This window comes from Staphylococcus auricularis (genome assembly GCF_001500315.1).
Lineage (GTDB): Bacteria > Bacillota > Bacilli > Staphylococcales > Staphylococcaceae > Staphylococcus > Staphylococcus auricularis.
On sequence record NZ_LLER01000002.1, the window covers coordinates 234,626 to 248,087 of the forward strand.

Genomic DNA, 13,462 nt, shown 5'->3' on the forward strand with positions numbered 1-13,462 from the left:
ATGAATCCATTATTTTCATTAAAAGGGATCACAAAATCATATGATGGAACAACGATTTTAGACGAAATCAATTTAGACATTGAACAAGGTTACTTTTACACATTACTTGGTCCTTCCGGATGTGGAAAAACTACAATACTCAAACTGATTGCAGGTTTTGAGACGCCAGATACAGGCCAAGTGGTTTATAAAGATCGTGATATTCAACATTTACCAGCGAACAAGAGAAAGGTGAACACCGTCTTTCAAGATTATGCGCTATTTCCTCATCTAAATGTCTATGAAAATATTGCCTTTGGGTTAAAGTTAAAGAAAATGAAGCAACAAGCTATTGATCAAAAAGTTACTGAAGCATTGAAGCTAGTGAAATTATCAGGCTATGAAACTCGACACATCGACGAGTTGAGTGGTGGACAAAAACAACGTATTGCGATTGCGAGAGCGATTGTGAATGAACCAGAAATTTTACTACTCGATGAATCCTTATCGGCACTAGATTTAAAGCTGAGAACTGAAATGCAGTATGAGTTGAGAGAGCTGCAGTCTCGTTTAGGTATCACGTTTATCTTTGTCACACATGACCAAGAAGAAGCACTTGCACTTAGTGATTACATCTTCGTGATGAAAGATGGGAAGGTACAGCAATTTGGCACACCGACAGATATTTATGATGAGCCCGTGAATCGTTTTGTGGCAGATTTTATTGGTGAATCGAACATCGTGGAAGGTCAGATGGTAGAAGATTTTGTCGTAAATATTTATGGACAAGATTTTGACTGTGTCGACCAAGGTATTCCTTCTGGCAAAGATGTTGAAGTGGTCATTCGCCCCGAAGATATTTCGTTAGTCGAAGCTTCTCAAGGGTTATTTGAAGTGACAGTCGATTCCATGTTGTTTAGAGGTGTCCATTATGAAATTTGTTGTATTGACCGCAAACAGTACGAATGGGTTATTCACACGACGAAAAAAGCGGAAGTGGGTGCAAAAGTAGGTCTATACTTTGATCCAGAAGCAATCCATATTATGGTGCCTGGAGAATCTGAAGCTGAATTTGATAAACGAATAGAAAGTTATGAGGAATAGGAAGATGCAAAAAATAAATAAATGGTTCATGTTGCCTTATGCCATTTGGATGTTGTTTTTTATCATCGTTCCGCTCTGTTTACTCGTCTACTTTTCATTTATAGACATACACGGACAGTTTAGTTTTGATAATTACCGACAAATATTTAGCCCAACTTACGGTAAGTTGTTTTTAGAATCTATTATATATGCGGTCATCATTACGTTACTCACTTTGTTAATCAGTTATCCTGCCGCTTATTTTATTCTAGCTTCAGCACATCAAAATGTATGGTTATTGGTCTTAATCATACCGACATGGATTAATTTATTGTTAAAAACGTATGCTTTTATCGGGATATTGAGCCAAGAAGGTCTCGCCAATCGGTTACTTTCATTCTTACATTTACCAAAGATGGATTTATTATTTACGGCACCGGCATTTATCCTCGTTGCAACGTATATTTATATTCCATTTATGATTTTACCTATCTTCAATAACTTGAAAGAAATACTAAATCATTTATTAGATGCGGCAACAGATTTGGGTGCTAATTCATGGACGCGTTTTCGTAAAATCATCTTTCCATTAACGAAAAAAGGAATATTCACTGGTATACAGATTACCTTTATTCCTGCATTATCACTATTCATGATTACAAGATTGATTGCAGGTAATCGTGTGATCAATATCGGTACGGCTATCGAAGAACAGTTTCTAGTGATACAAAATTACGGCATGGGTTCAACTATCGCACTCTTCTTAGTCTTATTTATGGCTTTTATCCTCATCGTGACCAATGTGAAAAATAACCGGAGAAATGGGTGAAGTGAATGAAATGGTATGGAAAACTTTATATTGGCATCTTAGTTGGCATCCTTTATCTACCAATTTTGTTCTTGATGTTGTATTCATTTAACTCAGCAGGGAATATGGCCCACTTTGAACATTTCACATTGGAGCATTATGTGTCACTATTTAACAATCATCGATTATTAAGCATTATCTTTAATACGGTTGCTGTCGCGTTATTATCTGCCGCATGTGCAACAGTGATTGGAACATTCGGTGCGATCGCGCTCTATCGTTTAAGAAATCAAAAGATAAGATTATCGATGTTGACGCTAAATAATGTGTTAATGGTTTCGTCCGATGTGGTCATCGGTGCCTCGTTTTTAATAATGTTTACCGCAATCGGACATTTTACAGGTCTTGGGTTGGGATTCTTTACCGTACTCATTTCGCATATTGCCTTTAGCATTCCTATTGTAGTGTTGATCGTGTTACCACAACTGTATGATATGAATGATCATACATTACAAGCTACTCGTGATTTAGGTGCGACTGAGTTACAAGTGTTAAATCGAGTGATGTTCCCTCAGCTCATGCCTGCGATTATCGGTGGCTTTTTTATGGCGCTGACTTATTCATTAGATGATTTTACCGTGAGTTTCTTTGTGACTGGTAATGGCTTTAGCGTGTTATCCGTTGAAGTCTATGCGATGGCGAGAAAGGGAATTAGCATGGAAATCATTGCGATATCTACACTGTTATTCCTATTTATCATCATTGGCATCGTCGGTTATTATTTCGTACAAGCATGGTTAAAACGTAGAAGAACATCACAGCAAGGGGTGAGCTCATGAAACGATTTCTTCAACTCATCATTACAGCACTTGTGATAGGGATGATTTGTATTTGGATCAGCCATCGTTTATCCTCAGAAGGGCAAAGCGCAAGTGGTGAAAAACTTTACGTATACAACTGGGGAGAGTATATTGATCCTGCACTTATAGACAAATTTGAAAAGGAAACAGGGATTCAAGTGATTTATGAAACGTTTGACTCTAATGAAGCAATGGAAGCCAAAATTAAAAATGGCGGTACACACTATGATGTTGCCTTTCCGAGTGAATATACGGTTCAAAAGTTAAAACGCGATCAGTTATTATTGCCTCTTGACCATGATAAAATCCCTAACATGAAGTATTTAGATCCAGATTATATGAACATGGACTTTGATCGACATAATCAATATTCTGTGCCTTACTTTTTTGGCACTGTCGGTATTTTATATAATAAAGCAGCGTATCCAAATGCGCCGCTCAATGCATGGGCAGATTTATATGATGAGAAATACAATCGCGATGTCTTATTAGTAGATGGCGCCCGTGAGGTGATGGGTTTAGCCTTAAATAAATTAGGTTATAGTTTAAATGATAGATCGACACAACACTTGGCACAGGCTGAAACAGACCTTAATCAATTGGCACCACAAGTGAGAGGGATAGTCGGAGATGAGGTTACGATGATGTTAGAACAACATGAAGCAAACGTTGCGGTCGTCTGGAGTGGTGTCGCTCAACCTATCGTCACTAACAACGAGCAATTCGACTATGTAATCCCTAAAGAAGGTTCTAATTTATGGTTTGATAATATCGTCATTCCGAAGACAGCACAAAACAAAGCTGCAGCGCACAAATTTATAAACTTCTTATTAGAACCTAACAATAATAAACAAAATACTGAATGGGTCGGTTATGCAACACCGAACGAAGCGGCAAGAAATAAATTACCTAAAGACATCAGAGAGGATACACGATTTTATCCCACAGAAGCGCAGCAACAACGGTTAGAGGTATATCAAGATTTGGGAAAATCAACGCTCAGTGAGTATAACGAGCGCTTTTTAAATTTTAAAATGTCATTAAATTAGACTTTAGTTGGTAGTTATTTAAAGTAGAATCCGATATAATAGTTTGATAAGTAGAATAAGGAGATGTGAGTGTATGTCAGGAGAGCAATTTATGCAGGTTAAGCGGCCAGTCAGTCGTTTAGCTGAAAAAGTTCTTGGATGGTTAAGCTGGCTTTTTCTATTAGCATTGACAGTGATAACCATATTTATCGCACTCGTTTCATTTAGTAGTGAAACATCGATACAAAGTTTAGAAGCTTCACTGAATAATAACGAGTTAATACAACAAATTTTAGCGAATAACGGTCTAAATACCACACAGTTTGTGATTTGGTTACAAAATGGTGTGTGGGCTGTCATCGTATATTTCATTGTATGTTTACTCATCTCATTTTTAGCACTAATTTCTATGAATATACGATTCCTTTCAGGTTTCTTATTCTTAGTTGCTGCGGTAGTGACATTACCACTCGTATTATTATTTATTACGTTGATTATCCCAATTTTATTCTTCATTATCGCTATTATGATGTTTGTACGTAAAGATAGAGTTGATACCGTTCCTGCATATTATATGGAAGGCTATCAAGGAGCGCCAACACAAGGCTATGATTACGACGAACCGGTTTACAGAAATCAACCACGTTATAGTGATGATCGAGATGATCAAGATGCATACGAAGCAGACAATGGTTACGATCGTAACGCCAAACCATTAAGACGTGGTTCATATGATCATTTTTACGATCAGGACCATCCAACTGCTGCTGAAGATTCAGTTCAAGCGGATACAGCAGAGGAAGATGACGAACCCCAAATTCTTTCTAGACAAGTCAAATACGGTTATAAAAACAAGGTCAAACCGACACATGATGAGGATCACGAAGATGGTATGACTGAAGAAGAAAGACTTGAACAAGAAAGACATCAACAAGAGATTGAGGCACAACGCCAACGTGAAGCTGAAGAAGCAGAACGTCAACGTCAGCAAGAAGCTGAAGAAAAGGCACGTCGTAAGCAAGAAGAAAAAGAAGCACGAGAACAAGAAAAACAGGCACATGCAGAAGAAAAAGCAAGACGTAAACAGATTAAGAAAGAACGTAAACAACGTGAAAAAGAACTTAGAAAACAACAACCGAGTGCCGTGAATCAACGTCGCATGAACTATGAAGAACGTAAAAAAGTCGTCCATCAAGATCAAACTGCTCAAGAAGAAACTTCACAAACGACTGATGAAGTGGATGCGACGGAAGAACGTAATGAACATAAAGAATAAGCTTTAAACTACACTTGAGACGGAAGCAAATGAATTACTGCTTTCGTCTCATTTTATTTCTTATATTAAAATATATTGCTTTATAAATATAACTCTAGATATAATGTTATTTAGATATCAAAATTTTGATAAAGCGTTTAATGTGTTTTGAAAACGGCTATATATCAAAAAAGAAATAGAATCAATAAAATGATTAACAGAAGTAGTTGAATATAGGAGGTCCAAAGATGAGAAAGGCAGAACGTGTTTTAGGTTGGATAGGTGTTGGTATCGGCATCATATTCTTAATATTTATAGGATTTGCATTGATTGGATTTAATCAACCAGGATTTGAAGAAGAGTTTAATAATCTATATCAAGAAGAGGCGCAAATCGTTTCCTTCGATACAATTAAAGGATTGACTACTGTTTCAGCGATTCTCTTATTAGTATCTACAGTATTAGGACTAATTGCTACATTACTCGTTAAGAAAAAACGCGTCTTATCAGGTGCGTTATTTATGGCAGCATTTGTCGTAGGTATTTTATTTGGTAACTGGCTCGCTGGTATCCTTTGGTTAATCGCTGGTATTATGATGTTTGTACGTAAAGACAGTGATATCCAAGGTGAAGGTACCGCGAACGAAGAGAATCCATTTATCAGAGATGAGGTTCACACAGAAGGCAATCCTTACATCCGTGACGATGTAGATCGCACTGCTCAAGATGACACTGAACCTCAAGATAACCGTCAAAATCATGATGGTGAAAATGAAGATAATGATGATAATCCATTCATTAGAGACAACGGTCAACAACCTAAAACAAAAGAAAGTGATCGTTTAGAAGATGATGCAGAAAAAGATATGCAAAAGAAAAAAGATAACGATCCATATCTTTATTAATGCGCTTCGAACATCAGAACAATAAATAATAGCACATGAAAAGAGGCTAGGAACATTACGTTTCTAGCCTCTTTTTATTCGATTGAGTTTAGTCATAAAATTGCACGAGCTGTTTAAATGTATCTTCTAAGAATGCTAAAAATGCTTTATCTGTTTTCAACTCTTCATCACTTGGATCAAGTGTTCTCGCCACGAACAATTCACCTTTTTTAACGTTTTTTACCCGATCAATGGCTTGTTGCAATTCATCCTCTGATAGGGAATGAATAGGTTCCTTATCTTCTTTCATATGATCTAACGCTAAGCTGTAATCTTCAGGTAATTGTTTTAACGTATCAAAATGTTTTTCAAATGTTTTAACTTGATCTGCTTTATTCTTCGCTTCGTGCATCACACCATACATAACGAACAATTGATCCTCAAATAGACCGATTTGGAAATGAGGTTGCATTTTATAACCACGTTTATTCGTTGAAAAAGCAACCCATGTATCGTGGGGTGGATTCACACTACGTCTCGCGTGTTTCGCCACGTGTGGATAGAAGACTTCCCCTGTTTCTGTTTCAAGAAATTGAGAGAAGTAATCTCCTAATGCATTAAGTTGTGGGCGAATGCGTTCAGAAATTGCCTCCATTCTACCGTCTAAACCATCAACAGTGAAGGCTTTAAAGTCATTCGGCTTAAATGTATAAGTTGTCATGAGCTCACCTCTTAGTTACATCTTTTACCCACATTGTAGCACATAACTTTATGAGACACAGGCGATGCGTTTCTACTATAACACCTCTCAAAACGTGGCCTTTTTAGTCTTGTACACATGATAAAGGTTAGCCATTTAGGGTATAATGTGAGCATAGGAGTGATTAAATGACACTTTATCAATTTGCGAAAGCGCTCATTTTAGAAGCAGGAAAAAATATTAGAGAAACGATGGATGAAACTTTACATATAGAAACAAAATCGAACCCGAATGATCTCGTGACCAACGTAGATAAACAGACTGAACAGTTCTTAGTCGATCGTATCCACCAATCTTATCCGGACCATGAGGTAATTGGTGAAGAAGGGCATGGCCATCAATTAAGTCACAGTCAGGGTACGACGTGGGTCATTGATCCGATAGATGGCACACTTAATTTTGTGCATCAACGTGAAAACTTTTCGATCTCAATCGGCATTTTTCAGGACGATACACCTTATGCGGGCTTTGTGTATGATGTAATGAACGATACGCTTTATCATGCGAAGGCCGGAGAAGGGGCATATGTAGGAGATCAATCGTTACCACAAATAGAAGATACGGATCTCAAAAAGAGCATTATTGGTATTAACCCTAATTGGCTTACGAAACCTAAATTAGTGGATCTTTTTCACCCCATCGTAAATCAATCTCGCAGTGCAAGAGCATACGGTTCAGCTGCGTTAGAGATTGTGCATGTCGCAACAGGTAGATTAGCTGCTTATATGACACCCCGATTACAGCCATGGGATTATGCTGGCGGATTAATTATTTTAAACGAAGTAGGGGGTAAAGGCACAGATTTCTTAGGTGAGGCATTAACGATTTACGAACCTCATACAGTAGTCGTCGCCAATCCACAGTTGCACGAAGATTTGATTAATCATTACTTTAAACCGCACCAAGAAATCATCGAAGAACTACATGCCCATCACAGAAGATAATATGCTCGAGAATTAAAAAACTGAAAGTATTCTTACACAGTGAAGAGGTGTGTGAGATTACTTTCAGTCTATTTGTTAGGATATGAAGATACGTGCGAGTTAGAACCAATTTTTTTCACGATAATGTTTTTTTAATGTAAAGCCTGCGCCAAATGTTGCAATGAATAATATAAGTGTTAAAATCATCATTGGTACATTAGTTGCAGCGATAGCAAAGCTGAACAGCGTTAAGAATATCGTCGCAACGAGCGCAAGTATAAAGAAAATGGCCTTAGATTTTTTTGGTTGTTCCATCCCTACACCCCTTTGGTTGTATTCTAAAGTCATATCTATGATATAATAAAAAAGTTACAATTAAAAGCGGTAATTTACTTAAGAAAGGAAATTATGAAATGACTAATATAAGAGAAGACGTTCGAAATATAGCAATCATCGCTCACGTTGACCACGGTAAAACAACACTTGTAGATGAGCTATTAAAACAATCAGGTATCTTCCGTGAAAATGAACGCATAGACGAACGTGCGATGGACTCTAACGATTTAGAAAGAGAACGTGGTATTACCATCCTTTCTAAAAACACAGCGGTAGACTATAAAGGTACTAGAATTAATATATTAGATACACCAGGGCATGCTGACTTTGGTGGTGAAGTTGAACGTATCATGAAAATGGTTGATGGTGTCGTTTTAGTTGTCGATGCTTATGAAGGTACGATGCCACAAACACGTTTCGTATTGAAAAAAGCGTTAGAACAAAACTTAAAACCTGTTGTTGTAGTGAATAAAATTGATAAACCAGCTGCACGTCCTGAAGCGGTTGTCGATGAAGTCTTAGACTTGTTCATCGAATTGGAAGCTTCTGAAGAGCAACTCGATTTCCCAGTTGTTTATGCTTCAGCTGTTAACGGTACAGCAAGTTTAGATCCAGAAACACAAGATGACAACATGCAAGCGATGTACGAAACAATCATTGATTACGTACCAGCACCGAAAGATAATAGTGATGAACCATTACAATTCCAAGTCGCATTATTAGATTACAATGATTACGTAGGTCGTATCGGTGTAGGACGTATCTTTAGAGGGACAATGCGCGTTGGGGACAACGTATCACTTATTAAATTAGATGGTTCAGTCAAAAACTTCCGTGTCACTAAATTATTCGGTTACTTTGGACTTAACCGCGAAGAAATCGAAGAAGCTCAAGCAGGCGATTTAGTCGCTGTATCTGGTATGGAAGACATTAACGTAGGTGAAACAGTAACACCACACGATCACCAAGAAGCATTACCAGTACTAAGAATCGACGAACCTACATTGGAAATGACATTTAAAGTGAACAATTCACCATTCGCAGGTCGCGAAGGTACTTACGTGACAGCACGTCAAATTCAAGAACGTCTAGATCAACAACTTGAAACAGACGTTTCACTTAAAGTTACACCAACAGACTCTCCAGATACATGGACCGTTGCAGGTCGTGGTGAATTACACTTATCTATCCTCATTGAAAACATGAGACGTGAAGGTTTCGAACTTCAAGTATCTAAACCACAAGTTATCTTAAAAGAAATCGATGGCCAAATGTGCGAACCATTTGAACGCGTACAATGTGAAGTACCTTCAGAAAATACGGGTTCAGTCATCGAATCTTTAGGACAACGTAAAGGTGAAATGTTAGACATGGTCACTACAGACAATGGTCTTACTCGCTTAGTCTTCATGGTACCTGCTCGTGGTATGATTGGTTACACTACTGAATTCATGTCACAAACACGTGGTTATGGTATCATCAACCATACATTCGAAGAATTCAGACCACGTATTAAAGGTATGATCGGCGGAAGAAGAAACGGTGCACTTGTTTCTATGGACCAAGGTCAAGCTAGCCAATACGCAATCATTGGTTTAGAAGACCGTGGTACAAACTTCATGGAACCAGGTACTGAAGTTTATGAAGGTATGATTGTTGGTGAACACTCTCGTGAAAATGACTTAACTGTTAACATCACGAAAATTAAACACCAAACAAACGTACGTTCATCTACCAAAGACCAAACTGAAACTATGAAACGCCCACGTATCTTAACATTAGAAGAAGCGTTACAATTCATTAATGATGATGAATTAGTCGAAGTTACACCAGAATCTATCCGCTTGAGAAAGAAAACACTTAATAAACAAGCACGTGAAAAAGAAGCGAAACGTGTTAAACAAATGATGCAAGAAAATGAATAATCATTAGACTCGTATATAAATTAAAAGCAGGTAACCCGAGATGCTCTATACGGAGCATGAACGGTTACCTGCTTTTTTGTTATCTATGATTAAATGTCGTAACTTGTTTACGTTGTTTCGGCTTATCTAAACGACTCTTACATTCATCACACATGAATGTATGCATCGGATCATTGCGAAGCCGTTTCGCTTCAAGTGTGTTTTCGTCGATATAAACTTCTGTATCGCAAATCACACATTGTACTTTTTTCATATAATTAAACCACCTCAATACGTGTTGCATGTTTAAATTGATAAGAATAACCCTGATCTTGAATGAAGACGAAGCTATCTACACCGTCATCCTCATAAAGTCGTTTCCCATCTTTTGAAAATTGGAAGAATAAATAGGGTAATAGATCTAATGGTACTTTGATTTCATCTTCATCATTGTATAAGCGAATTGCTGTCGCTTTCGCAGTTGGTTCTGCATGTTTAAAGAACGGTGTCATATTGATCACATACGTTTCTTTCAACATGGATTGTTTTTTATATTTAATTTCTGAATTTAAAGTCGGTGGGTTCGTTTGACCTTCTAGAATGGCTCTATTCCATTCACGGTTGTCTTCAAAACGAATCGGTTTCGTACCTTCAAACACACCAGCCTCTAAATCTTCTATTTGTACTTTACGATCATCGAAGATCCAAGTTGTACTATCTAATGTAATTGGAAATTGAACTTCCCCCGTGATTTGAATCATTTATCGTTTCCTCTTTACTTGAATTATAATAGTGATAGGTGAAGTAGTTGGAACAGCTTGCTCATAAATTTTTGCATCTTGTTGTCCCATTTTAGGAAATACGCTTACAAAAACGATTGAAACTTTTCCTAGACGTGCTTGAAAATATTGAATGACACTCATTCTACTAGGTTACAGTAAACGAGTTGAAGCACTTATTTTCATGAAAATAAGTACACTTTCACATCACCGTATCCTCGTTTTCAAGTCGCTTAAAGATTATCTTCATCCTAGTATTTTAGCATATTCTCGAAGCATCCGTGTATTATAGAATTCTGCTTGCTTTTTAATATGTAGTAAGATAGAATTTAGTGTAAGAACATACAAATGATAGGGGGAGCATTTCATGGTAAAGAGTCAAAAAATGAGCAATGTGGCATATGATCAACTAAATAAAGATGCTGATAGAATCCTTCAGTTAATCAAAGTTCAAATGGATAACCTGACTTTACCTCAATGCCCATTATACGAAGAAGTACTCGATACCCAAATGTTTGGCTTACAAAAAGAAGTTGAATTTGCGGTTCAGTTAGACTTAGTCGACAAAGAAGTGGGTAAAGAAATTATGCTTCGTTTAGAAAAAGAACTTTCTAAACTTCACGATGCATTTACAACAGTCTAAACGTCGGCAATATTAATATAGATCAATTTACTGTTAAAGAAACGGATAGCAAGTCGTACATAGAGAAGATCAATAGCAAATATATGAGATATCATATGATGAATATAGGAGTGACTGAGATTGCAACATGTTTGGATCGCAGTCACTTTTGTTTTTTCGGGGCACAAATGTTTCCGTGACAGTGGTTGATTGGGTATGAGCTACACTTCAATGACAAGCAAATCCCACATTGAATGCTCCTCCAAGTATTTCATATTTTAACGGATTAAAATGACATTATTCGATAAATGGTGTTGAATTTTGCTATAATACACAAGTGGTTTCATATAAACAGATAATGAGATAGTTAGCGTCTCAATTTATACATACATATTGAATATACGTGAAACAACAATATGATTACAGTAATTCATAAACTATAAGCAAAAACACGTTTTGATATCATATTGTGCTTCTATATAAAAAGAAGAAGGACAAAGATAACCAAGAAGAATTGGATGATAAAAAAGTATGAATAAAGTAAAACGATTTTTTAGTATTATAAATAAAAAGGCGAAATACATAGATTATTCACTCTTAGTGACTTATGTTTTGTTATGTTTAATTGGATTAGTCATGGTCTACAGTGCCAGCATGGTTGCTGCTACGAAAGGGAGCTTAACCGGCGGCGTGCCTGTTTCGGGTACATACTTTTACACACGTCAGTTGGCTTATGTCATCGTCGGTTTTGCAATCGTGTTTTTCATGGCGTTCTTCTTCAATACGAAGTTGCTCCAACAGACGAAGATCCAACAAATCATGGTCGTGGGTATAATCATTTTACTCGTTGCGACACTCATTTTTGGTAGTAACATTAACGGTTCTAAGAGTTGGCTACGACTCGGTGTCATTAACTTGCAAGTTTCTGAATTCTTGAAGCTAGTCATCCTTTTATATATTCCGTTTATGATTGAAAAACGTAGAACCCAAGTCTTTAGAGATCCGAAGATTATGTTTGCCCCTGTAGGATTAATGTTCTTTGCGATAGGGCTCGTGCTCATCCAACGTGACTTAGGACAAGTGATGCTGTTAACTATTATTTTACTCGCTATCTTGTTCTACGCTGGCTTAGGAGTGAAGATCGCATTGAAATGGGCTGTACCTATTATTTTTATTATCGTAGTCGGACTTCTCATTGCACTCGCATTTGGTTGGTTACCTAGTTATCTTACAGCACGTTTTAGTACGCTGGTCGATCCATTTAGCCAAGCATCAGGGACAGGGTATCACATATCCAATTCATTGATTGCGATAGGGAATGGTGGTTTATTAGGCCGAGGTTTAGGTAACAGTATTATGAAATTAGGCTATCTACCTGAACCACATACCGATTTTATCTTTTCTATTATTTGTGAAGAACTCGGTTTAATCGGTGGATTACTCGTTATTTTATTACTCTTCTTTATCGTTTATCGTGCGTTTGTCTTAGCGAATAAAACCAATTCTTATTTCTACAAATTAGTCTGTGTCGGTATCGCGACATATATTGGGATCCAAACATTCATCAACTTAGGTGGTATCTCAGGTACGATCCCACTTACTGGTGTACCGTTACCATTTATTAGTTTTGGTGGTTCTTCTATGTTAAGTTTAAGTATCGCGATTGGACTGTTACTCATCGTAGCGAAACAGATTAAGATCGATAAAGCGCGTGCTAAAAAACAAGCACCAACACAAATATCTAGAAGATATTAATTTTTAGTACACATGAATAACCCTACTTTTAATTAGTATGACACATTTATTTCACAATTTAATTGTCCGCATATTTTAATGTACCAGATTAAAAGTACGAATATATGATGTAATGATGAAACGCTTTTCTAAACAGCTTAGTTGTTTGGAAAGGCGTTTTTATTTTACGAACAATCCCTTCATGACAGTCATTGGATCATTATGAGAGACCAATGATAAGAAATCATTTATAACGATTCGGTCTAATTATCGCTATAAAAACGTATGATAATAATATGTAATGTTTACTGATAAGTTTTACTTAATATTATGGTTATGGTAATATAAAGATATACTTAAAAGCATAGAATATATAATTAGTATGACATATTTAGTAGAATCATTATGTTTTGTATCATATTTCTGGTATGATTTAATACATAGTTCAATTTAGGAACGGGTGAATTAGCAAAGGGGGCTGCAATGGTCGTTCACCGAAATATGTCT

Annotated in this window: 14 protein-coding genes; 10 read left to right on the forward strand and 4 right to left on the reverse strand. The window is 36.8% G+C overall.

Annotation, left to right across the window (positions count from 1 at the left end; translation table 11 throughout):
• The 6 genes from APS80_RS01770 (at nt 1) to APS80_RS01795 (ending at nt 5,918) form a co-directional block, all read left to right on the forward strand.
• The gene (locus APS80_RS01770; protein ID WP_059106565.1) at nt 1–1,083 is read left to right on the forward strand and encodes an ABC transporter ATP-binding protein; all 1,083 of its coding nucleotides are present in this window, start codon (nt 1–3) and stop codon (nt 1,081–1,083) included.
• Between the two features lie 4 nt (nt 1,084–1,087).
• A complete protein-coding gene (locus tag APS80_RS01775; RefSeq protein WP_059106566.1) occupies nt 1,088–1,891 on the forward strand; it encodes an ABC transporter permease in 804 nt (267 codons plus the stop codon).
• A 5-nt stretch (nt 1,892–1,896) separates the two neighbouring features.
• The gene (locus APS80_RS01780) at nt 1,897–2,709 is read left to right on the forward strand and encodes an ABC transporter permease (RefSeq protein WP_059106567.1); all 813 of its coding nucleotides are present in this window, start codon (nt 1,897–1,899) and stop codon (nt 2,707–2,709) included.
• Nucleotides 2,706–3,779, forward strand: coding sequence for an ABC transporter substrate-binding protein (locus tag APS80_RS01785; RefSeq protein WP_059106568.1), 1,074 nt, complete (start codon nt 2,706–2,708; stop codon nt 3,777–3,779). The genes APS80_RS01780 and APS80_RS01785 overlap by 4 nt, the downstream gene beginning before the upstream one ends.
• A gap of 73 nt (nt 3,780–3,852) precedes the next feature.
• Nucleotides 3,853–5,034, forward strand: coding sequence for a lipoteichoic acid stability factor AuxB (gene auxB, locus APS80_RS01790; RefSeq protein ID WP_059106569.1), 1,182 nt, complete (start codon nt 3,853–3,855; stop codon nt 5,032–5,034).
• Between the two features lie 227 nt (nt 5,035–5,261).
• Complete coding sequence (locus tag APS80_RS01795; protein ID WP_059106570.1) at nt 5,262–5,918, forward strand: DUF4064 domain-containing protein; 657 nt, start codon at nt 5,262–5,264, stop codon at nt 5,916–5,918.
• Nucleotides 5,919–6,006: 88 nt separating this feature from the next.
• Here APS80_RS01795 and APS80_RS01800 read toward each other — a convergent pair whose 3' ends face one another.
• Nucleotides 6,007–6,618 carry a YktB family protein gene (locus tag APS80_RS01800; protein WP_059106571.1) on the reverse strand — a complete coding sequence of 204 codons (612 nt, stop codon included), beginning with the start codon at nt 6,616–6,618 and terminating at the stop codon, nt 6,007–6,009.
• A gap of 167 nt (nt 6,619–6,785) precedes the next feature.
• Between APS80_RS01800 and APS80_RS01805 the strand changes: the two genes are divergently transcribed.
• Nucleotides 6,786–7,601 carry an inositol monophosphatase family protein gene (locus APS80_RS01805; RefSeq protein ID WP_059106572.1) on the forward strand — a complete coding sequence of 272 codons (816 nt, stop codon included), beginning with the start codon at nt 6,786–6,788 and terminating at the stop codon, nt 7,599–7,601.
• 99 nt (nt 7,602–7,700) lie between these two features.
• Here APS80_RS01805 and APS80_RS01810 read toward each other — a convergent pair whose 3' ends face one another.
• Nucleotides 7,701–7,895 (reverse strand): DUF5325 family protein, encoded by a 195-nt coding sequence (locus tag APS80_RS01810; protein ID WP_059106573.1) that lies wholly within the window; start codon nt 7,893–7,895, stop codon nt 7,701–7,703.
• Between the two features lie 98 nt (nt 7,896–7,993).
• On the opposite strand from APS80_RS01810, the gene typA reads away from it, so the two are divergent.
• Complete coding sequence (typA, locus tag APS80_RS01815) at nt 7,994–9,841, forward strand: translational GTPase TypA (protein WP_059106574.1); 1,848 nt, start codon at nt 7,994–7,996, stop codon at nt 9,839–9,841.
• Between the two features lie 79 nt (nt 9,842–9,920).
• Here typA and APS80_RS10525 read toward each other — a convergent pair whose 3' ends face one another.
• On the reverse strand, nt 9,921–10,094 hold the full coding sequence (locus tag APS80_RS10525; RefSeq protein ID WP_083498144.1) for a DUF2197 domain-containing protein: 174 nt from the start codon (nt 10,092–10,094) through the stop codon (nt 9,921–9,923).
• 4 nt (nt 10,095–10,098) lie between these two features.
• A complete protein-coding gene (locus APS80_RS01820) occupies nt 10,099–10,581 on the reverse strand; it encodes a hypothetical protein (RefSeq protein WP_059106575.1) in 483 nt (160 codons plus the stop codon).
• 385 nt (nt 10,582–10,966) lie between these two features.
• On the opposite strand from APS80_RS01820, the gene APS80_RS01825 reads away from it, so the two are divergent.
• Together APS80_RS01825 and ftsW are read left to right on the forward strand one after the other, a co-directional pair.
• Entirely contained in the window at nt 10,967–11,242 is a 276-nt protein-coding gene (locus tag APS80_RS01825; protein ID WP_059106576.1) for an Fpa/YlaN family protein, read from the forward strand.
• Nucleotides 11,243–11,752: 510 nt separating this feature from the next.
• A complete protein-coding gene (ftsW, locus tag APS80_RS01830) occupies nt 11,753–12,976 on the forward strand; it encodes a cell division peptidoglycan polymerase FtsW (RefSeq protein WP_059106577.1) in 1,224 nt (407 codons plus the stop codon).
• Nucleotides 12,977–13,462 lie beyond the last annotated feature (486 nt).